Genomic DNA, 20,682 nt, shown 5'->3' with positions numbered 1-20,682 from the left:
CTGCCTATCGCCGGCTCAGGCTGCGTTGGCGCGGCCGGGAAGCCAACAGCCAGGACTGGACGTCTTCCAGCGGCTTCCCGTCCTCGGACAGGTGGTGCCGGGTCCAGCGGCCCTCGTTGTCGAGGTGCCAGCTGGACGTTTCCGGTGCCATGTACCGCTTCAGGAGGTCAAGGACGTAGTTGATGTCATCCGCGCTGGTCAGCTGAACCAGTGCCTCCACCCTGCGGTCCAGGTTGCGGTGCATCATGTCTGCCGAGCCGATGTACACCACGGGGTCCCCGCCGTTGGCGAAGGCGAACACCCGCGAGTGCTCCAGGAACCGGCCCAGGATGGAGCGGACGGTGATGTTGTCGCTCAGACCGGGAACGCCGGGGCGCAGCGAACAGATCCCACGGACCACCACGTCCACTTTGACCCCTGCCTGCGAGGCGCGGTACAGCGAATCAATGATGGCCTCATCCACCATGGAGTTCACCTTGATCTGCACCTGCCCGGGCACACCCGCCCGGGCGTTGCGGATCTCCGTCTCGATCCGGTCGATCAGCCCGGACCGGACGGAACGCGGCGCCACCAGGAGCCGCTTGAAGGTGGACTTGGGGGCGTAGCCGGAAAGCTGGTTGAACAGCTTGGACAGGTCCTCGCCCACCTGCTCGTTCGCCGTCAGCAGGCCCAGGTCCTCGTAGTAGCGGGCCGTCCGCGGGTGGTAGTTGCCGGTGCCGATGTGGCAGTAGCGGCGAAGGCCGTCCACTTCCTGCCGGACCACCAGGGAAAGCTTGCAGTGCGTCTTCAGGCCGACGATCCCGTAGACCACGTGCACGCCGGCCTGTTCAAGTTTGCGGGCCCAGGAGATGTTGGCCTGCTCATCGAACCGTGCCTTGATCTCCACCAGGGCCAGGACCTGCTTGCCGGCCTCGGCAGCGTCGATCAGGGCGTCGACAATGGGGGAGTCGCCCGAGGTGCGGTACAGGGTCTGCTTGATGGCCTGCACCTTGGGGTCCGCCGCTGCCTGCTCCAAAAACGCCTGAACGGACGTCGAGAACGAATCGTACGGGTGGTGCAGCAGGATGTCTCGGCGGCGCATCGCGGCAAACACGTTCGCCGCCTTGGAGGTTTCGGACTCGTTCAGGTACCGCGAGGTGTGCGGGACATGCTTGGGGTAGTGCAGGTCCGCCCGGTCGATCGCTGCGATGACGGACAGGCCCCTGAGGTCCAGCGGTGCCGGCACCGAGTACACCTCGGACTCCTCCACGCCCAGCTCGCGGATCAGCAGCGCACGGATGTTGGGGTTGATGTCATGGGTGACCTCAAGCCTCACGGGCGGGCCGAAGCGGCGGCGCAGCAGTTCCTTCTCCAGGGCCTGCAGGAGGTTCTCAGCGTCGTCCTCCTCCACTTCCACGTCCTCGTTGCGCGTGACGCGGAAGGTGTGGTGCTCCAGGACCTCCATGCCCGGGAACAGCTTGTCCAGGTGGACGGCGATGACTTCCTCAAGCGCAATGAACCGGGCCACGCGGCCGGGGATCGCGCCGGCGCGCGGACCGTCAATGGAGATCAGGCGCGGCAGCTGGTCCGGGACCTTGACGCGGGCGAAGAGCTCCTTGTCGCTGACAGGGTTCCGGACCACCACGGCAAGGTTAAGCGACAGGCCCGAGATATAGGGGAAGGGGTGGGCCGGGTCAACGGCCAACGGGGTGAGGATGGGGAAGACTTTTTCCGCGAACATCACGCTGAGCTGCTGCTTGGCGGCGTCGTCCAGTTCGTCCCAGTGCATGAGGTGGATGTGCTCGTAGGCCAGGGCGGGACGGATCTGGTCGGCGTAGACCTGGGCGTGCCGCTCCTGGAGCCGGTGGGCTTCCTCGCTGATCCGTTCCAGCACCTCGACGGGGCTCAGGCCGGCGGGCGAGGGGACGGCGAGTCCGGTGGCGATGCGGCGCTTGAGGCCGGCGACGCGGACCATGAAGAACTCGTCCAGGTTGGAGGCGAAGATGGAGAGGAAGCTGACGCGTTCCAGCAGGTGCAGGGTGGGGTCCTCGGCCAGCTCCAGCACGCGGGAATTGAAGGCGAGCCAGCTCAGCTCACGGTCCAGGAACCGGTCCGGCCGGATGTCGCCTTCCGGCTGCAGGTTCGGGGCGAACTCGGGAATGTCGATGCGGTCCTGGGTGGCCCTGGACGCCGGTACCTCGGAGGAGCCGAAGCGCGCCCGGACGGGCACCGCCACTTCCTGGGACGTAGCTGTTCCGGAGGGTTCCGGGTTCATGGCTTCTCCTTTAGCTTGCGCTTTGGTGCCGGCGCTTCCGCCCCGCGCGGTTCCCTTTCAACCTTACAAGCATTCACCTTCCCCACGGCCCTTGTTTTACGCCCTCCAGAGGATCGGTATGGCTGCCCTGCCTACCCTGCCGCCGGTCCATACATCACGTCCATGTCCCAGCGGGTGAAACCGAGCCGCCGGTATAGGGCGACAGCGGCGGCATTGTCGGCGTCCACATAGAGCATGACCCCGTTCAGCCCGCTGTCGCGGAGGTGCTTGATGCCGGCAATGGTCAGGGCCTTGCCCAGGCCCATGCCCTGGGCTTCCGGGGTCACGCCCACCACGTACACCTCGCCGATCGCCGGGTGCGAGCCGTGCCGCGGGTGGATCTTGGTCCAGTGGTAGCCCAGTAGGCGGCCGTCCCGGTCCTCCGCCAGGAAGAATCCTGCGGGATCGAACCAGTCCTCCGCCATGCGCGCCTCGAGGTCGGCGCGGGTGAGGTTCCCCTGTTCCGGGTGGTGGGCGAAGGCCTTCCTGTTGGCGGCCAGCCAGGCGTCCTCGTCCTTGCCCGGCACGAAGGCGCGGATGGCAACCCCGTCCGGGAGGCCGGCGTCGGGAAGGTCCGCGCCCGCCGTCGTCATCCGCATCTTCCACAACTCACGAACCGGCGCGTAGCCGTAGCGCGCCGCAAGGTCGGCGGCGGCTTCATGGTTGCCATGGGACCAGGCGTTCAGCCCCTCAAAGCCCCGGACTTCCTTGAGTGCGCCGACCAGCCGGTCAGCGACTCCCTGGTTCCGGTAGGAGGGGTGGACGGCGATTTCCAGGATGCCGTGGCCGTCCGGCTCCTCAACCACGACGGCGAACCCGGCCAGGTCCTGTCCGGTGGCCGGATCTGAGTCCTCATCGGGCGCATAGAGGGCCAGCGTCAGCAGCGTATGCTCCGCGGAATCCCCGGCACGCATGGTCACCACGCTCTGCTCGGAAATGGAAGGGTTTCCATCCGATTCCTCAGCCGCGGCCAGGAGGTCGCGGCAGTCCTTGAGGAGTTGCTGGTCAACTCCGCCCCGGACTACATGGACGGGCCACTTCTGCGGATGCGCTGGAGTCATGAGCCAAGGCTATACGGCAATGGCATACCGGGGTTCAGGCCTCGGTGAGTTCGTCTTCCTGCTGCCGGACCAGGGTGAGGCGGTAGCCAACATTCCTGACCGTGCTGATCAGGTTCTCGTGGTCAGCGCCAAGTTTCGCGCGGAGGCGCCGGACGTGGACGTCGACAGTGCGCGTGCCGCCATAGTAGTCGTAGCCCCACACTTCGGTGAGCAGCTGCTGGCGGGTGAACACCCGGCCGGGGTGCTGGGCCAGGTATTTCAGGAGCTCGAATTCCTTGAAGGTCAGGTTCAGCGGCGCGCCGTTGACCCGTGCCGTGTAGCTTGCCTCGTCGATGATGACGCCGGCGGCACGGATCTCGCTCGGGGCGTCTTCCTGCTCGGGCACGGCCCGGGCAACGGAGAGCCGGATACGCGCCTCCACTTCGGCGGGTCCAGCGGAATCGAGGACAATGTCGTCAACGGCCCACGCCGAGGACACAGCAGCCATGCCGCCCTCGGTCAGGATCAGGACCAGCGGAGCGCTGAGTCCGGTGGCTTTCAAGAGCTGGGTGAGCGAACGGGCGCCCACCAGGTCCTTGCGGGCATCGAGCAGGACGATGTCGCAGGGGTCCGTCTCAAGGAGGGCCGTGGGCTCGGCGGGGAGGATATGGACCCGGTGGTTCAGCAACTCAAGGGCAGGCAGGATGTCCACCGAAGAACCGGTGCTGTTGGTCAGTAACAGGATGTGCGACATTGTTCCTCCAAGGGCCGTCCGCGCATCATTGGGCGACTGAACCGGATTCTCACCGGCCGGTACGGGCTTCCTGCACGAGGTTCCCAGCCGTCAGCACGCCGCCGGCCAGCCACCTCAGCAGGGAGCGTAGCTGAACCTTGAGTATACCCGGAGGCCTCCTCCGGACCACTGATTCAGGCCGCGGACAGCCACGTTTTGCGACATATGCGGTTCACATAAGGCAGGATTGAAGCAGGGCGGACCAGCCCTGCCATGAGGGGGCGGACCAGCCTTCCGGCCGACGCCAGGATGGGAAAACACCGCAGTGAGTGCACCGACGAACCACAGGCCGGGCCCCGCATGACGGCGGAACTGCAGGCACCCGTGCGTTCGCTTGGTTCCTGGACCATCGGCGTCATCGGGATCGCGGGCCTTATCGCCATCATCGCCGGACTCTATGCCTCGCCTGTTGCGCTCGTCGCCGTCGGCATCGTCATTGCCGCGGCAGTGGGCATCGGGTGGCCGCACTTCCTGCGCATCCCCGCCAAGAAGACCCTCGCCGCCGTCATTGCCCTTCCGGGTGCGGGCGCTGCGGTGGCCGCAGGCCTGACACCGGCTCCGGGCTACCTGGACTGGACGCCGGCATTCGTGGCGCTGGGAATGATGGCGGTCTTCGTGGTGCAGCTGGTCCGCGGCACGGGCCAGGCCCAGCGGCTGGAGTCCACGCTCGGCTGCTGCGCCGGCGTCCTCCTGTCCTGCCTTGGAGCGGGCTGGATTGCCGGTGCCCGGTTCAACGGCGTCCGCGAGATGCTGCTGGTTGCGGCCGTCAGCGCAGCCGTTGCCCTGCTCGCCGGCCTCATCCGCTGGCCGGACAGCATCATTGCGCCGCTGGGCATTGTCCTCGCCGGCCTGGCCGGGCCGCTGGCCGGGCTGGTCCTGTCGGACATCGCCGTCCTGCCCGCCGCCGTCTTCGGGGTGGTGGTGGGCGCGGTCCTGGCAAGCTTCCGCAGGCTGGCCACGCTCCGCGGCGCACCCCTGAATTTTCCTGCCGCGCTGAGCATGGGCCTTGCCCCGGTTTCTGCGGTGGGATCCCTCGCCTACTTCATAGACAAACTACTCATCTACTAACGGGTTAGGATGGCACCATGTCCGTACTTGCTTTTGAAATCTTCTTCCTTGTTCTGCTCGGCATCGCGAGCCTGTCCATGGCCTGGTTCGCCGGTTTCGTGGTCTACCGCCTCTTCAAGGGCCAGAAGTAGCCACCCCCTTTCCGGAGCCAGCCGTATCTCGAGGTAATACCAATGCCCATTGAGATTCCTACAGATCTGACCCCTGAACTCGTCCCCCTTTCATGGCTCATTGGTGAGTGGGAGGGCCGCGGCCGGCTGGGCAGCGGCGACGAGGACTCGGAACACTTCCTGCAGCACGTCTCCTTCACGCACAACGGCCTGCCGTACCTCCAGTACCGGGCCGAAAGCTGGCTGACCGACGACGAGGGCACGCGCCTGCGGCCGCTCACCGTTGAGACCGGCTTCTGGGCGCTGGAGCGCAAGCAGCTGGATGCCGACGGCGGCCCCGGCCTGGTGCCGGCGGACATCGTCCCGGTGCTGAAGAGCGCCGACGAGGTGGAGGCGCTGCGCAACAAGGACGGCGGCTTCGACATCTCGGTGTCCATCGCCCACCCCGGCGGTATCACGGAGCTGTACTACGGCCAGATCAAGGGCCCGCAGATCCAGCTGAGCACCGACATGGTGATGCGCGGCAGCCACTCCAAGGAGTACAGCGCAGCCACCCGGATCTTCGGCCTGGTGGACGGCAACCTGTTGTGGCGGTGGGACGTGGCAACAGGGGGAGAGAGCGGCAGCGGCCTCGAAGCCCACGCCTCCGCGTACCTGCACAGAGTCTCCTGACACAACAGAGTCTCCTGACACAACAGGGTCTCCTGACCTGGAAAGGGCCCCCTCGTGGAAGACGGCATGGAACAAGCGGGGAAGCCCGGCGGCTACAGCGGCCTCAAGGCCGTCTTCTTCAACGGCACGCTGAAGAAGTCGCCGCAGACATCCAACACGGACGGCCTGATCGCCATCAGCCGCGGCATCATGGAAAAACAGGGTGTCAGCACCACGGTGATCCGCACCGTGGACCACGACATTGCCAGCGGTGTCTACCCTGACATGACCCAGCACGGATGGGCCACCGACGAATGGCCGGAGCTGTATCCCGCGGTCCACGAGGCCGACATCGTGGTGGTGGCTGGGCCCATCTGGCTGGGTGACAACTCGTCCCAGACCAAGAAGCTCATCGAGCGCCTCTACGCCCATTCCGGCGAGCTGAACAGCAATGGGCAGTGGGCGTTCTATCCCAAGGTGGGCGGCTGCCTGATCACCGGCAACGAGGACGGCATCAAGCACTGTTCCATGAACATCCTCTACAGCCTGCAGCACATCGGCTTCAGCATCCCGCCCCAGGCCGACGCCGGCTGGATCGGCCCGGTGGGCCCTGGCCCGAGTTACCTGGATGAAGGCTCCGGCGGCCCCGAAAGTGATTTCACCAACCGCAACACCACCTTCATGACCTGGAACCTGCTGCACCTGGCAAAGATCCTGAAGAATGCGGGCGGCTACCCCGCCTACGGCAACCTGCCCAACGAATGGAAAGCCGGAACCCATTTCGATTTCGAAAACCCGGAATACCGTTAGCCTTCAAGGACTTCTACTTCATATGACTACCCCGAGCCCTTTGCTGTCGCGCCCCGGCGCCGTCGAGGCCGGCGGCCCTGACGCAGGAGTCGCCGCCCACTACGGCGAGCCCCTGCGCGAGCAGCGCGCACTCGCTGCCGGAACCGCCGTCGTCGACCTTTCCTCCCGCGGCGTGGCCACCGTCACCGGGCCCGACCGGCTGAGCTGGCTCAATACCCTGTCCTCCCAACAGGTGGCGGCGCTGAAGCCGGGGGAGTCCAGCGAACTGCTGCTCCTGAGCGTCCAGGGCCGCATCGACTTTGACGCCCGGGTGGTTGACGACGGCGGGACCACCTGGCTGATCGTGGAGGCCGCCGAAGCAGCGCCGCTGGCAGAGTACCTCAATCGGATGAAGTTCATGCTGCGGGTGGAAATCGCAGACGTCTCGGCGGACTGGGCTGTCGTGGGCAGCACCCGGGCCGTGCCGGAATGGTCGGGCCGCCTTGCCTGGCAGGACCCCTGGCCGCACGTGTCAGCCGGCGGATATTCCTACGCCACCGTCTCCGAGGAGAACCATCCTGGCCTTGAGCGCCCATGGTTCGAGTACCTCATCCCGGCAGCGGAGCTGGAGGAAGCCGTTTCCGGGCGTGCGCTGGCCGGTGTGCTCGCCGCCGAAGCCCTGCGCGTCGCCGCGTGGCGGCCCAGGATCGGCGCCGAGACGGATGACAAGACCATCCCGCACGAACTGGACCTGCTGCGCACCGCCGTCCACCTGGCCAAGGGCTGCTACAAAGGGCAGGAAACGATCGCACGCGTCCACAACCTGGGCCACCCGCCCCGCCGGCTGGTGTTCCTGCAGCTGGACGGTTCACAGCACACCCTCCCCGCCGCCGGAAGCCCGGTCATGGCAGGGGAACGGAAAGTCGGGACGGTGACCTCGGTGGCCCAGCACTACGAGATGGGCCCCGTGGCACTGGCAGTCATAAAGCGTTCCGTTGCAGCGGATGAAATACTGACGGTCCTGGACGGCGATGAGCCGTATCCGGCCGTCCAGGAACTCATTGTCGCCCCGGATGCCGGCCAGGTGGTGGGGCGCCAGACCGGATTCCTGAAAGGGCCACGCTGATGACCGAACACACCGGGACCACGCCTGCAGGCCTTGGGATGCAGGCAACGGAAGGGCACGACGACGACGCGCTGGCTTTGGCGCAGAGGCTTTTCCAGGCGGCGCGGGAAGGAAACGACGGGCTGCTGGGTGCCTACCTGGACGCCGGGGTTCCCGCCACCCTGACCAACTCCGCCGGTGACTCCCTGCTCATGCTGGCCGCCTACCACGGCCACGCCGGCACCGTTGGGCTGCTCCTGCAGCACGGCGCCGACCCCAACACCGCCAACGACCGGGGCCAGACCCCGCTCGCCGGCGCGGCATTCAAGGGCTACCCGGACGTGGCCCGCGTCCTGCTGGGCGCCGGCGCGGATCCGGACGCCGGTGCGCCATCGGCACGCGCCGCAGCCCAAATGTTCGCCCGCACGGAGATCCTGGACCTGCTGGGCTAGCTTCACCCGGGTTCCGCCCGGCACAAAAAACTCCTGAAGGAAGACCGAGTGGAAAACGTAGCAAAGCCCTGGCCGGCACTGTGGTCACTGGTGATCGGGTTCTTCATGATCCTGATTGACACCACCATCGTGTCCGTGGCCAACCCCCGGATCATGGAGGGCCTGGACGCCGACATCAACTCGGTGATCTGGGTGACCAGCGCCTACCTGCTGGCCTACGCCGTCCCCCTGCTCATCACCGGCAGGCTGGGCGACAGGTTCGGGCCCAAAAAGCTCTACCTCTCCGGCCTGGTGGTCTTCACCCTCGCCTCGCTCTGGTGCGGATTCTCCGGCGACGTCCGGATCCTGATTGCCGCCCGCGTCCTCCAGGGCCTTGGCGCAGCGATGATGACTCCCCAGACCATGGCAGTCATCACCCGGATCTTCCCGCCGGACCGCCGCGGATCAGCCATGGCCGTCTGGGGCGCCACCGCCGGGATGGCAACGCTTGTGGGACCCATCCTGGGGGGCGTCCTGGTGGACGGCCTTGGCTGGGAGTGGATCTTCTTCATCAACGTGCCCATCGGCGTCGTTGGCTTCATCCTTGCGCTGCGCAACGTTCCAGCCCTGAGCACCCACCCGCACAAGTTCGACATTCCGGGAGTCCTGCTGAGCGCCGTCGGGCTCTTCCTGCTGGTGTTCGGGATCCAGGAGGGCGAGACCTACAACTGGGGCACCATCACGGGGCCCATCAGCGTGTGGGGCCTGATCATCGCCGGCATCGTGGTGCTGATCGGCTTCGTCCTGTGGCAGCGGTTCAACAAGGGTGAGCCGCTCCTGCCGCTGGGGCTGTTCCGGGACCGCAACTTCTCCCTGGCCAATATCGGGATCACCACCGTTGGCTTCACCGTGACCGCCTTCAGCCTGCCGCTCATCTTCTACTACCAGCTGGTCCGGGGCCTGACCCCCACGCAGTCCGCCCTGATGATGGTGCCCATGGCCCTGATCTCCGGCGGGCTTGCGCCCGTGGTGGGCAAGCTGGTGGACCGGGTGAACCCGAAATACATCACCGCCACCGGGCTGGTGCTCATGGCGGTGGCGCTGCTGTGGAACTCGGCCCTGATGCAGCCGGATACACCCATCCTGCTGTTCCTGCTGCCCAGCGCGGTCCTGGGCTTCGCCAACGCCGGCATCTGGGCCCCGCTCAGCACAACGGCCACCAGGAACCTGCCGCCGCGCCAGGCAGGGGCCGGTTCGGGCGTCTACAACACCACCCGTCAGATCGGCGCGGTCCTGGGAAGTGCCGCCATCGCCGTGCTGATCCAGTCCCGGCTTGCCGCCGAGCTTCCCTCGGGCGGGCCCGGCGGATCCGCCGGGGAAGGGCTGGCGATGGGCGGCTCGCTGCCGGAGTTCCTCCATGCAGGATTCTCGACGGCGATGGGCCAGTCCATCCTGCTGCCCGCGGGAGTGATCCTGATTGGCGCTGCGGTGGCGCTGTTCTTTGCCAAGCCGCAGCCGGTCCAGGGCTGGGGAACCCAGGGGCAGGACCGGGCGTCAGCGAAGGTGGACGCTGGTCTGGATTCCGCCGGCTGAGAGGCCAAGCTGCCTGGCCAGGGCCAGGCAGCCGGTATTGCTGACGTCCGCCCGCCACTGCAGCGTCAGCCCGGCGGCCAGGGCCTCATGGGCGGCGATCGAGCCCGCCAGCGAGCCCAGTCCGCGCCGGCGCCATTCAGGATCCACCAGCACCCCCATGTTCGCCAGCAGGCCCTCCCATTCCCCGTAGGCGCCGCAGGCCAGGGGCACCCGCCTGCCGTCCGCTTCGTGCACGATGGTGTACCGGTTTTCGAGGTCGGAGAGCCCCACCTCGTTGACGTCATCCGGCGGGCAGCGGCCCTCCAGCTCGATGGCCTCAGGGTTCCCGTGTGAGACCGTCAGCTCCTCGGAGGGCTGCTGAAGCGGCAGGTCGTCGGCGAAGAACAGGGCGGCGGCACCGAGTCCGTGGCCGCCCTGGTCCCTGGTCAGCTTCAGCAGCGTCACGTGCTGGGCCATCTCCTCGTCAGGGATGTGTGTTGCTGCGTCGATGACGTTCTGGGGGGCCACCAGTGCGGAACTTCCGAACAGCCGGACGAATTCGACCGTGCGGGCCGACTCGTCAGCGCGGACAATCCGTTCGCCCGACGCCAGGGCGTCACCGAAGGCGTCGTCGTCAAGGCCCAGCCGGCGCGCCCACGCCAGCTGGATGATGGCCGCTGAGCCGGGATCGAGTGTCATGGTCCCAGCCTAGGGCGGCGCGGTGGCTTAGCCGAACAGGACCGCGGCTTCGTCGTAGCGGTTCTGCGGGACGGTCTTCAGCTGGCCCAGGGCCTCCTCGAAGGCGACGTGCCGGATGTCGGTGCCCTTCAATGCCACCATGGTGCCCCAGTAGCCCTCCACCACGGAGTCGATGGCGGCCATGCCCAACCGGGTGGCGAGGACCCGGTCGAAGGCCGAGGGGACGCCGCCGCGCTGGATGTGGCCCAGGATGGTGGCGCGGGTTTCGATGCCGGTCCGGGCCTCCAGTTCCGGGGCGAGCTGGTCGGCGATGCCGCCCAGGCGCGGGCGGCCGAAGGTGTCCAGGCCACGCTCTGAGTGGGGGCTTTCCATGTGCTCGGGAACGAAGCCTTCAGCCACCACCACCAGGGGTGCGCGGCCACGGGCGTGGGCCTCGTTGACCCATTCGGTGATCTGCTCGATGCTGACCTTCTGCTCCGGGATGAGGATGGCGTGCGCGCCTGCGGCCATGCCGGCGTGCAGGGCGATCCAGCCCACGTGCCGGCCCATCACTTCGGCAATCATGCAGCGGTGGTGGGATTCGCCGGTGGTCCGGAGCCGGTCGATCGCTTCGGTGGCAATCTGCACGGCGGTGTCGAACCCGAAGGTGTAGTCCGTGGCGTCAAGGTCGTTATCAACGGTCTTGGGGACACCCACGATCTTGAGTCCGGCGTCTGTCAGGCGCTTGGCGGCTGCCAGTGTTCCCTCACCGCCGATCGCGATGATGGCGTCGATGCCCAGCCGGTCCATGTGGGCCTTGATGGCCTCGGGGCCGCCGCCGTTTTCGAAGGGATTGGTGCGGGAGGTGCCCAGGATGGTGCCGCCCTGCTTGGCGATGCCGCGCACCATGGTGCGGGGGATGTCGATGATGTCGCCCTCTACCACGCCGCGCCAGCCGTCACGGAATCCGACGAATTCCTGGCCATGGACGGCAATGCCTTTCAGCACGGCGCCGCGGATCACGGCGTTCAATCCGGGGCAGTCGCCACCGCTGGTGAGGATTCCAATTTTCATGTTCGGCTCAAATCCTGGGGAGAGGGTTTACAGGCAGAGCGCCACGCTGAGCTCACCTAGAAGTGTAGTGGGGTGTGTGGGGTACGACACAAACCGGTTACATGCGGTGGCGCCCGGGCAGGGACACCCCGGGACATGGAAAAGGCCCCTGATTTCGTGGATTGTCCGCGAAATCAGGAGCCTTGGGCCCTGCCCGGTGGGCCGGGGCAGTGGGCCCGGCCAGAGGTGGTCAGTTGAGCGACCGCCGGTCCAGGAACGTCTGGAGCACGATCTCGTTCCGCTGGTCCGGGAGGATCACCCAGGCCAGGAGGTAGAAGACGAATGCCGGGCCTGGCAGCAGGGCGAAGAGCAGGAAGGCGATGCGGACAAACGCAACGTCCACATTGAGCTTGGCAGCTATGCCGCCGCAGACTCCGCCGAGCCACCGCTCCGGGCCGCGCTGCAGGCCGAGGCCCCTGACGATGCTGAAGAACTTATCCATGGTTCAAGACTTCCCTGTCGTTGGTTCATTGTCACGTTTCCTGGCTGAGAGCAGGCCGCCAACCACCAGGGCCACGCCTGCGCCGATCATGAGGCCGATCAGGACGTAGGTGCCGTTGAGGGTCACGATGCCCAGCTGCGCCACGATGATCAGTGCGGCCAGCGCCAGGACGATCAGTCCCCACACCACCGTCCCCACCCTGGGAGGTGCGGCGCCGGTGGTGTCCTGGCCCGCCGTCGTCGGAATGTTGCTGTTGTCCATGTCAGTTGCCTTCCTGGATTGTGACGTTGCTGAATGTGCCGTCAATCCGCACCACCAGGTGGTTGCCGGGCTTGTCCGCGTTGTAGCTGCTTTCGCGGGTGGTGGTGCCGCCGCGCTGGCCGGTTGCCTCGTTAAGGTTTCCCATGGTCATGTCCGCCTTGATGTCGACGGGCACGTTCTGCGGGATCACGACGGTGACGTTGCTGGCGGTGATGTCCAGGGGAACCACGACGTCGGAGGTCAGCGGGGCGGTTGGGGCGAGGTCCGTGAGGTCCACGGTTCCCCGTCCGGCGGTGATGTCGATGCCGCCGCGTGCCTCCTCGATGCTGGCCGGGTTCCAGTCCACCTGCTGGAAACGCATCCGGCCGTCGTCCAGCGTGTTGTAGATGCCGCCGGTTACCAGTGCGATCACGGCAAAGAGGCTCAGGACGCCGGAGGTGCGGCCGCGGAAGCCCGCCAGCAGGATGCCCAGTCCCAGGACGGCTGCCGCACTGGCCCACACAATGGCGTTGGCGGAGCCGCCCAGGTCGATGATGTTCGCCGCGTCGAGCGCCTTGAGGCCGCCGCCCACCAGCAGGGCAGAGCCGGTTGCGATGGCGACGGCTGGGGCGCCGGGACCGGCGGGGCGGGGCTTTTGCGGCCGCGGCGGCACCCACGGTGCGGGGTAGCTGCTGCCACCGGGGATTCCGCTGCCGGGCCCGCCAGCGCCAGGCCCGCCTGCGCCAGGTCCGCCGGGGACAGGAACGCCGGCAGCACCGTGGCCGTAGGTTCCGGTACCGGTTCCGCTGGTGGCGCCGCCGCTGTAGCGGGGTGCCGCGGGGAAGCCCCGGCCGGACCCTGGGGCGGTGCCTGTGCCCATGCCTGCGGAGGTGCCTGCAGAGAATGATGAGGTGTATTCCCCGGAGGTGTAATTCACACCTGGGCGTCCCGCCGGGTGGGCCGTGCCGGGAGCCGTGGACGTGTGGCCGGCCATGGTGGGGTGGGCCTTATTGCGCTGGGAGAGGTAGTAGACCAGGTAGATCGCGCCGCCCACCCAGAAGATGGTCCAGAGCAGCCCGCCCAGGCCGTTATGGCTCCAGCCCCAGAAGCCGCCGCCCAGCCCGGTGAGCCCCAGGACGGTGGCGATCAGGGAGCCCGTCATGCCGCTGGACCAGCGCCCGGCGCCGGCTTCCTGGACGTGGATCCGCCCGTCCGGTTCCGGGAGGAAGGCCCATGCCAGGCCGTACAGGAACACGCCGATGCCGGCCAGGAGGGTCAGGACAATGAAGACGCCGCGGATGATGATCGGGTCCACGTTCAGCCGGTGGGCGATCCCGCTGCAGACGCCACCGATCCACCTGTCATTGCCCCGGTAGATGCCGTTGCTGCGGATCCAGCCGAAGAAGTCGGTGGAAGGAGTTGGGGCGGCGGAGCTGCTCGGGAATGCGTAACCCTGGGTTGGGTCAGCGGGACCAATGCCCGGACCAGCGCCCGGGCCGGCCGCAGGGCCCGTGCTGGAACCTGTGCCCGGGTTCGCGCTGGAGCCACTGTCTGGACCGGACGCTGGGTCCGAAGGCGCTGCGGAGGGGGACGGCAGCGGCTCTGTTGGCCGCTCGCTGTCGGAACCGGGGAAGGTCCCGGAAGGGTGTTCGTCGTCAGGGGAGGGAGTCTGCGAGTTCATACCTCGATCCTCCCGTCCGGCCCCGCTGCCGCTCTACTGGGGGAAACCCTGAACGGCCCCTGACCCGTCCCCGGTATGCGGCAGGATGCGGTCCGGGCAACCCTGATCCGTGTTTGGATTGATCCATGACAACCCTCCCGGTGCGCCCGCCCCTGGCGCGGAGCAGCGACCGCGTCATTGCCGGGGTGTGTTCCGGCCTCGCCGCGCACCTGGGCTGGCCGGTCCGGAACGTCCGGGTTGGCATGGTCCTGGCCGCGTTCGCCGGAGGGGCCGGGCTGGTCTTCTACGCCTGGCTCTGGATCATGGTGCCCACCGCGGATGAGGCCGCGCGGCGCATCGCCCGCCGGCCGGCGTCGCCCATTGCTCCCGCCGTCAGCCAGCCCGGACAGGGCCAGCCGTTACAAAGCCAGCCGATGCAGGAAGCGCCGTCCGACGGCGGAACATCCGCAGGTGCCTTTGGACCCGCTGCATCAGACGGCGCCACGGAGTCTCCCTGGTTCCGGGTGCGCGGGATGCGGTACGGCAAGGAGATCCTGCTCGGCTGCGGGCTCCTGCTGGTGGCCGGCATCATGATCGCGCAGATGCTGGGGGTGGATGTGTCCCTTGGGACGCTGATCCCCGCTGCAGCGGTGCTGGGCGGTGCGTCGATCGCGTGGATGCAGCTGGATGAGACCCGGCGCGCAGGGCTGGTGGACAAAACCAAAGCGGACCAGGCAGGCGGGTGGGGCAGGCTTGCTGCAGGTCTGGCGCTGGTGGTGGCCGGGGTTCTGGTGATGGTGTCCGGCTCGGGCTCCTGGGAACAGACATGGCTTGCCCTGCTGGCTTCCGTGGCCGTCCTGGGCGGCGTGGTGCTGGTCCTGCTGCCGTGGGCGCTGAAATTCTGGCGGGACCTGGAAACTGAACGGGCCGGCAGGATCCGGGAGACGGAACGGGCGGAAATTGCTGCCCACTTGCACGATTCCGTGCTGCAGACACTCGCGCTGATCCAGCGGCGCGCTGGCAATGAGCATGACGTCGTCCGGCTTGCCCGGGCCCAGGAACGCGAGCTGCGCGGCTGGCTGTTCCAGGATCCCGGCCGCGAAAGCGGACAGCTTTCAGACCGGATCAAGGTTATTGCCGCTGAGGTGGAAGACCTGCTTGGCAATCCCGTGGAAGTAGTCACCGTTGGTGATGCCGCCATGACCGAGGCGCACGAGGCGTTGGTCCAGGCAAGCCGGGAAGCCATGCTGAACGCCTCACGGCACGGCGGCGGAAGCGTGTCCGTCTACCTTGAAGCATCGGAGGGCCAGGCCGAGATCTTCATCAAGGACAGGGGGCCCGGTTTCCAGCTGGGGGATGTCCCGGCGGACCGGCTCGGCATCAGGGAATCAATCATCGGCAGGATGAAACGGCATGGCGGTTCGGCGGCCATCCTCAGCACGGGGGACGGTACCGAGGTCCGCCTGAAGCTGCCGGCTGCAGCAGAACACGCGGAAGGAAAATCATGAACACCACCCAGGGCACAGGTGCCGGAGGCGCCCGCCCGGCCAACTCCGTGCGGGTTGTCATCGTGGACGATCACGCCATCTTCCGGTCCGGACTCAAAGCGGACCTGGATTCCAGCATCCAGGTAGTGGGTGAGGCTGCCACCGTTGAACAGGCCATCGCCGTGATCGCCCAGCAGCGGCCCGACGTCGTCCTCCTGGATGTCCACCTCCCCGGCGGACTGGGCGGCGGCGGCCGCGAAGTCATTGCCGGCTCCGCCCCGCTCCTGTCCACCACGCGTTTCCTGGCCTTGAGCGTGTCTGACGCGGCAGAGGACGTGGTGGCCGTCATCCGCGCCGGTGCCCGCGGCTATGTCACCAAGACCATCTCCGGGGCCGAGATCACCGACGCCGTGTTCCGGGTTGCCGGCGGCGACGCGGTCTTCTCCCCGCGCCTTGCCGGGTTCGTCCTGGATGCTTTCGGTACCGCTCCCGCCGATATTGCCGATGACGAGCTGGACAGGCTCTCCGCCCGTGAACTCGAGGTCATGCGCCTCATTGCCCGGGGCTACAGCTACAAAGAGGTGGCCAAGGAGCTCTTCATCAGCATCAAGACGGTGGAGACCCACGTATCAGCAGTGCTGCGCAAGCTCCAGCTCTCAAGCCGCCACGAACTGACCAAATGGGCCGCCGAGCGCCGCCTCCTTTAAAGCAGAGATGCTCCATCACTTTCGGTTCCTAAACACTGCCGTTAGGGACCAAAAGTGATGGAGCATCGAAGGTCTGGGGCGTCCTACTGGGCCTTGCCCAGGAAGTCCTGCAGGCGCTGGACACCCGTGGCCAAATCCTCATCACCCAGGGCGTAGGAGAGGCGCAGGTAGCCGGAGGGGCCAAAGGCTTCGCCCGGAACCACTGCCACTTCGACCTCATCCAGGATCAGGGCGGCCAGCTCGGCGGAGGTCTGCGGCGTTGCGGTGCCGGACGCCGTCGGGAACTCCTTGCCCAGCAGCGCACGCACGTCCGCGTACACGTAGAAGGCGCCCTTCGGCGTCGGGCATTCCACTCCATCGATCGCGTTCAGGCCGGCAACAATGGCCTTGCGGCGGCGGTCAAAGGCAACCTTCATGTCGTCCACGGCCGTCAGTGGGCCTGACACTGCGGCGAGTGCAGCGATCTGCATGATGTTGGAGACATTGGAGGTGGCGTGCGACTGCAGGTTGGTGGCTGCCTTGATGACGTCTGCGGGGCCTATCATCCAGCCCACGCGCCACCCGGTCATGGCGTAGGTCTTGGCGACGCCGTTGAGGATGACCACCTTGTCGCCCAGTTCGGGGGCCGCGGTGGCGATTGACGTGAACGGCACGCCGTCGTAGGTCAGGTGCTCATAGATTTCGTCCGTGACTACCCACAGGCCCTTGGCGGCGGCCCACTTGCCGATCTCCGCCACCTGCTCAGGGGAATAGACGGCACCGGTGGGGTTCGACGGCGAGACGAACAGCAGGATCTTGGTGCGGTCTGTCACGGCTGCTTCGAGCTGTTCCACCGTTACCAGGTAGTCCTGTTCGGGCCCGGCAAAAACCTCCACGGGGACGCCGCCGGCGAGCCGGATGGCCTCCGGGTAGGTGGTCCAGAATGGGGTGGGAACAATCACTTCGTCGCCCGGGTCCACCAGGGTGGCGAAGGTGTTGTAAACGGCCTGCTTGCCGCCATTGGTCACCAGGACCTGGGAGGCGTCCACCTGGTAGCCGGAATCACGCAGCGTCTTCTCCGCGATAGCCTTCTTCAGCTCAGGCAGGCCGCCCGCGGGGGAGTAGCGGTGGTACTTGGGCTGGCCGGCAGCTTCGATGGCCGCCTGCACAATGTAGTCCGGAGTGGGGAAGTCGGGCTCGCCCGCGCCAAAACCAATTACGGGCCGGCCGGCTGCCTTCAGCGCCTTGGCCTTGGCGTCGACGGCCAGGGTTGCGGATTCGGCAATTGCGGAAATGCGTTGGGAAACGCGGTGGGCAGACATGGCAGGTCCGTTCTTCGCAGGCAGCCGGGAGGCTGGAATGTGGGATTCGACGAGTTCTACTCTATGCTGTTCACCGGACCCTCCGGGGAGCCGGTTTTGATTTGTGACTGCCCCGCGCAGCACCTTTCAGGCCGGACTTCGGACGGACCGGGCCAGGCTGGTTTTACCTACGCGAAGTTCTTGCGTAGACTGGTTCACCGGTGTTGAAACACGGATGATGGCGTGCGCCCCAGTTCAAACTGGTGCCTGGCCGTCAAAGAGTGGAATTCACTCCATAGGGTAGTGGCGCAATTGGTAGCGCAGCGGTCTCCAAAACCGCAGGTTGCAGGTTCGAGTCCTGTCTGCCCTGCGCAAGCTGCTCCGGGCGAAAGCCCGGGGCAGGCGCAGCAACCATGGTTCTGATCAGGGCCGGGTAATCCACCATTGCAAAGATGAGCGAGGACCAGGTGACCGAAACAGCTGCCAGCAGCTCCAAGGGCCGCCCAGCTAAGAAGGAAGCCAAGGCAAACTTCTTCGCCCGCATTGCACTCTTTGTCCGCCAGATTATTGGCGAGCTGAAGAAGGTTGTTGCCCCCACCCGCAAGGAACTGATCAACTACACGCTCGTGGTGCTGGTGTTCGTGGCCATCATGATGGTCATCGTCAGCCTGCTGGACATCGGTTTCGGAACCGCTGTCAGCTGGATCTTCGGCGGCACCGGCCCCAAGGACAGCTAAGGCTGCACGGTCCGCAGGCCGCGTGTTCCGCCCGGGAAACCGGAAGGGATGCGTTGGCGTGCGGGATTGAGCCATTTAAATAGGCATGTTAGGCAATGAGGAAGCAGGAGACCAAGTGTCTGAGCAGGAGCTCGAGGTAACCGAGACGGGGCTGGAAGAATCCCCGGACGTCACGGCAGAAGCCGGTGAAGAGTCCGAGGTTGAGTCCTCCACGCCCGAATTCGACGACGCCGCCTCCGACGATGCAGAAGCCGCCGAAGGCGACGCTTCAGACGCTGACGGGGAAGACGAGCCCGCCGACGCCCTTGCCGCAGCGGCAGCAACCGCAGCCGTGGACCCCGCAGAGGAGTTCAAGGCCAAGCTGCGCCGCCAGGAAGGTGACTGGTACGTCATCCACTCCTACGCCGGTTATGAAAACCGCGTGAAGGCCAACCTTGAAACCCGCATCCAGACCCTGGACATGGAAGATTACATCTTCGAAATCCAGGTGCCCATGGAAGAAGTCGTGGAGATCAAGAACGCCCAGCGCAAGGTGATCAACCGCGTCCGCATCCCCGGCTACGTCCTGGTCCGCATGGACCTGACCGACGCCTCCTGGGGTGCCGTCCGCCACACCCCCGGCGTCACCGGATTCGTGGGCAACGCCCACAACCCGGTCCCGCTGCGCCTGGACGAGGTCTTCTCCATGCTCGCCCCTGTCTTCGAAGAGGAGCAGGCCGAGAAGGGCAAGCCGGTCAACAAGCAGAACCAGACTCCCGTGGCCGTCGATTTCGAGGTCGGCGAGTCCGTCATCGTCAAGGAAGGCCCCTTCGAGACCCTTCCCGCCACGATCTCCGAGATCAAGCCCGAGTCCCAGACCCTCGTGGTGCTGGTCTCCATCTTCGAGCGCGAAACGCCCGTCACCCTGGCGTTCAACCAGGTCACCAAGATCTGAGATTCCTAGAATTCGTCCCGGCGCCGCCTGCTTAGCGGCACCGGAACGGCCGGCCGCCTTGCCATGGCGGCCACAAACCTGAGGCACGCTCCCGTGCTCCAGGACGTTATTGAGAGAAGGACCCTACATTGGCTCCCAAGAAGAAGGTCACCGGCCTCATCAAGCTGCAGATCCAGGCAGGTGCCGCCAACCCGGCCCCGCCGATCGGTCCTGCGCTTGGCCAGCACGGTGTCAACATCATGGAATTCTGCAAGGCGTACAACGCTGCGACGGAAGCCCAGCGCGGAAACGTCATCCCCGTGGAAATCACGGTCTACGAGGACCGTTCCTTCACGTTCATCACCAAGACGCCGCCGGCTGCAGAACTCATCAAGAAGGCTGCAGGCGTCGCCAAGGGTTCAGCAACCCCGCACACCGTCAAGGTTGCCAAGCTGACCCAGGCCCAGGTCAATGAGATCGCCTCCACCAAGATGGAAGACCTCAACGCCACCAGCCTCGAAGGCGCAGCGAAGATCATCGCCGGCACCGCCCGCTCCATGGGCATCACCGTCGAGGGCTAGTAGCCCTTTCCGCTGTCCAGCGTCAGGGTAATTGACGACGACGGGCGGCACCGCCGGGACACCGGCACCAAACAATTGAAATGTTGGTCATCCGGGCCGGATAACGAACCGGATCACCGACTGTGGCAGGGCCCAGCGCGGTCCGCAGACCACAACTGCACAAGGAGAAATAAGCAGCATGGCAAAGCGCAGCAAAGCATATGAGGCAGCAGCCGCCAAGATCGACGCGGAGAAGTTCTACGCGCCGTTCGAGGCAGTAACGCTGGCCAAGGACACCAACCCGTCCAAGTTCGACGCCACCGTTGAGGTTGCTTTCCGCCTCGGCGTCGACCCCCGCAAGGCTGATCAGATGGTCCGCGGTACCGTTAACCTGCCCCACGGCACCGGTAAGACCGCCCGCGTCCTGGTCTTCGCCACGGGCGACAAGGCTGAAGCTGCAATCGCAGCCGGCGCCGACTTCGTTGGTTCCGACGACCTGATCGAAAAGATCGCAGCCGGCTGGACCGACTTCGACGCCGCCGTTGCCACCCCTGACCTCATGGGCAAGGTTGGCCGCCTCGGTAAGGTCCTGGGTCCGCGTAACCTGATGCCGAACCCGAAGACGGGCACCGTGACCCCCGACGTCACCAAGGCCGTCAACGACATCAAGGGTGGAAAGATCGACTTCCGTGTCGACAAGCACTCCAACCTGCACTTCATCATCGGCAAGGTGTCCTTCGACGCCGTCAAGCTGGCTGAGAACTACGCAGCAGCACTGGAAGAGGTGCTTCGCCTGAAGCCGTCCGCTTCCAAGGGCCGCTACATCCAGAAGGCAACCGTTGCCACCACCTTCGGTCCCGGCATCTCCGTTGACCCCAACGTCACCAAGGTGCTCACCGAGGCGTAGTCCTTAAAAGAAGTTCCTGCACCGGATTGATTCCGGTGCAAAAGAAGACCGTCCCGGCGCATATGCGTCGGGACGGTCTTCTTTTTTGTCCGCCCTCTTTGCCTAA

The 20,682-nt window shown here is 66.2% G+C and carries 21 protein-coding genes and 1 tRNA gene; 13 read left to right on the top strand and 9 right to left on the bottom strand.

The annotated features are described in order from the left end of the window. Nucleotides 1–4: 4 nt before the first annotated feature. The 3 genes from FBY36_RS02890 to FBY36_RS02880 form a co-directional block, all read right to left on the bottom strand. Entirely contained in the window at nucleotides 5–2,254 is a 2,250-nt protein-coding gene (locus FBY36_RS02890) for an RNA degradosome polyphosphate kinase (RefSeq protein WP_142117258.1), read from the bottom strand. Between the two features lie 131 nt (nucleotides 2,255–2,385). Continuing rightward, nucleotides 2,386–3,354, bottom strand: a complete 969-nt coding sequence (gene mshD, locus FBY36_RS02885) for a mycothiol synthase (RefSeq protein ID WP_142117257.1) — start codon at nucleotides 3,352–3,354, stop codon at nucleotides 2,386–2,388. 34 nt (nucleotides 3,355–3,388) lie between these two features. Next, nucleotides 3,389–4,087: a winged helix-turn-helix transcriptional regulator gene (locus FBY36_RS02880; protein ID WP_018769102.1), complete on the bottom strand. Its 699-nt coding sequence runs from the start codon at nucleotides 4,085–4,087 to the stop codon at nucleotides 3,389–3,391. Nucleotides 4,088–4,426: 339 nt separating this feature from the next. On the opposite strand from FBY36_RS02880, the gene FBY36_RS02875 reads away from it, so the two are divergent. The 6 genes from FBY36_RS02875 to FBY36_RS02850 all read left to right on the top strand — a co-directional run bounded on the left by FBY36_RS02875 (nucleotide 4,427) and on the right by FBY36_RS02850 (nucleotide 9,873). Continuing rightward, a complete protein-coding gene (locus FBY36_RS02875; RefSeq protein WP_142117256.1) occupies nucleotides 4,427–5,194 on the top strand; it encodes a permease in 768 nt (255 codons plus the stop codon). Nucleotides 5,195–5,367: 173 nt separating this feature from the next. Further along, nucleotides 5,368–5,976 (top strand): FABP family protein, encoded by a 609-nt coding sequence (locus FBY36_RS02870; RefSeq protein ID WP_142117255.1) that lies wholly within the window; start codon nucleotides 5,368–5,370, stop codon nucleotides 5,974–5,976. Between the two features lie 66 nt (nucleotides 5,977–6,042). Then, entirely contained in the window at nucleotides 6,043–6,765 is a 723-nt protein-coding gene (locus FBY36_RS02865) for a flavodoxin family protein (RefSeq protein WP_200830420.1), read from the top strand. A 22-nt stretch (nucleotides 6,766–6,787) separates the two neighbouring features. Then, nucleotides 6,788–7,870 (top strand): CAF17-like 4Fe-4S cluster assembly/insertion protein YgfZ, encoded by a 1,083-nt coding sequence (gene ygfZ / locus FBY36_RS02860; protein ID WP_200830419.1) that lies wholly within the window; start codon nucleotides 6,788–6,790, stop codon nucleotides 7,868–7,870. Continuing rightward, entirely contained in the window at nucleotides 7,870–8,301 is a 432-nt protein-coding gene (locus FBY36_RS02855) for an ankyrin repeat domain-containing protein (protein ID WP_142117253.1), read from the top strand. The genes ygfZ and FBY36_RS02855 overlap by 1 nt, the downstream gene beginning before the upstream one ends. 48 nt (nucleotides 8,302–8,349) lie before the next feature. Beyond that, nucleotides 8,350–9,873, top strand: a complete 1,524-nt coding sequence (locus FBY36_RS02850; RefSeq protein ID WP_142117252.1) for a DHA2 family efflux MFS transporter permease subunit — start codon at nucleotides 8,350–8,352, stop codon at nucleotides 9,871–9,873. Here the strand turns inward: FBY36_RS02850 and FBY36_RS02845 are convergent. The 5 genes from FBY36_RS02845 to FBY36_RS02825 form a co-directional block, all read right to left on the bottom strand. Next, nucleotides 9,835–10,551 (bottom strand): GNAT family N-acetyltransferase, encoded by a 717-nt coding sequence (locus tag FBY36_RS02845; RefSeq protein WP_142117251.1) that lies wholly within the window; start codon nucleotides 10,549–10,551, stop codon nucleotides 9,835–9,837. The genes FBY36_RS02850 and FBY36_RS02845 overlap by 39 nt on opposite strands. Before the next feature lie 27 nt (nucleotides 10,552–10,578). Continuing rightward, nucleotides 10,579–11,604: an ATP-dependent 6-phosphofructokinase gene (locus FBY36_RS02840; RefSeq protein ID WP_056334189.1), complete on the bottom strand. Its 1,026-nt coding sequence runs from the start codon at nucleotides 11,602–11,604 to the stop codon at nucleotides 10,579–10,581. A 229-nt stretch (nucleotides 11,605–11,833) separates the two neighbouring features. Beyond that, entirely contained in the window at nucleotides 11,834–12,085 is a 252-nt protein-coding gene (locus tag FBY36_RS02835; RefSeq protein WP_056334192.1) for a PspC domain-containing protein, read from the bottom strand. 3 nt (nucleotides 12,086–12,088) lie between these two features. Beyond that, the gene (locus FBY36_RS02830; protein ID WP_142117250.1) at nucleotides 12,089–12,346 is read right to left on the bottom strand and encodes a hypothetical protein; all 258 of its coding nucleotides are present in this window, start codon (nucleotides 12,344–12,346) and stop codon (nucleotides 12,089–12,091) included. Nucleotide 12,347: 1 nt separating this feature from the next. Further along, a complete protein-coding gene (locus FBY36_RS02825) occupies nucleotides 12,348–14,006 on the bottom strand; it encodes a PspC domain-containing protein (protein ID WP_142117249.1) in 1,659 nt (552 codons plus the stop codon). Nucleotides 14,007–14,131: 125 nt separating this feature from the next. Between FBY36_RS02825 and FBY36_RS02820 the strand changes: the two genes are divergently transcribed. Beyond that, nucleotides 14,132–15,493 carry an ATP-binding protein gene (locus FBY36_RS02820; RefSeq protein WP_142117248.1) on the top strand — a complete coding sequence of 454 codons (1,362 nt, stop codon included), beginning with the start codon at nucleotides 14,132–14,134 and terminating at the stop codon, nucleotides 15,491–15,493. Further along, entirely contained in the window at nucleotides 15,490–16,179 is a 690-nt protein-coding gene (locus FBY36_RS02815; protein WP_142117247.1) for a LuxR C-terminal-related transcriptional regulator, read from the top strand. Before FBY36_RS02820 ends, FBY36_RS02815 begins: the two co-directional genes overlap by 4 nt. 83 nt (nucleotides 16,180–16,262) lie before the next feature. On the opposite strand, the gene FBY36_RS02810 is transcribed toward FBY36_RS02815, so the two are convergent. Continuing rightward, nucleotides 16,263–17,480: a pyridoxal phosphate-dependent aminotransferase gene (locus FBY36_RS02810; RefSeq protein ID WP_142117246.1), complete on the bottom strand. Its 1,218-nt coding sequence runs from the start codon at nucleotides 17,478–17,480 to the stop codon at nucleotides 16,263–16,265. Between the two features lie 276 nt (nucleotides 17,481–17,756). Between FBY36_RS02810 and FBY36_RS02805 the strand changes: the two genes are divergently transcribed. The 5 genes from FBY36_RS02805 to rplA all read left to right on the top strand — a co-directional run bounded on the left by FBY36_RS02805 (nucleotide 17,757) and on the right by rplA (nucleotide 20,576). Further along, nucleotides 17,757–17,829 (top strand) — tRNA-Trp (locus tag FBY36_RS02805). An 82-nt stretch (nucleotides 17,830–17,911) separates the two neighbouring features. After that, on the top strand, nucleotides 17,912–18,196 hold the full coding sequence (gene secE / locus FBY36_RS02800) for a preprotein translocase subunit SecE (protein WP_056388913.1): 285 nt from the start codon (nucleotides 17,912–17,914) through the stop codon (nucleotides 18,194–18,196). Nucleotides 18,197–18,311: 115 nt separating this feature from the next. Continuing rightward, nucleotides 18,312–19,130: a transcription termination/antitermination protein NusG gene (nusG, locus tag FBY36_RS02795; RefSeq protein WP_142117245.1), complete on the top strand. Its 819-nt coding sequence runs from the start codon at nucleotides 18,312–18,314 to the stop codon at nucleotides 19,128–19,130. A 128-nt stretch (nucleotides 19,131–19,258) separates the two neighbouring features. Beyond that, nucleotides 19,259–19,690 (top strand): 50S ribosomal protein L11, encoded by a 432-nt coding sequence (gene rplK / locus FBY36_RS02790; protein ID WP_003803853.1) that lies wholly within the window; start codon nucleotides 19,259–19,261, stop codon nucleotides 19,688–19,690. Between the two features lie 178 nt (nucleotides 19,691–19,868). Continuing rightward, on the top strand, nucleotides 19,869–20,576 hold the full coding sequence (gene rplA, locus FBY36_RS02785; RefSeq protein ID WP_104998645.1) for a 50S ribosomal protein L1: 708 nt from the start codon (nucleotides 19,869–19,871) through the stop codon (nucleotides 20,574–20,576). Nucleotides 20,577–20,682 lie beyond the last annotated feature (106 nt).

This window comes from Arthrobacter sp. SLBN-122 (assembly GCF_006715165.1).
In the GTDB taxonomy this organism is placed as follows: Bacteria; Actinomycetota; Actinomycetes; order Actinomycetales; family Micrococcaceae; genus Arthrobacter.
Note: the sequence above shows the minus strand (reverse complement) of the source record. Positions and strands in the feature narration are given on the sequence as shown.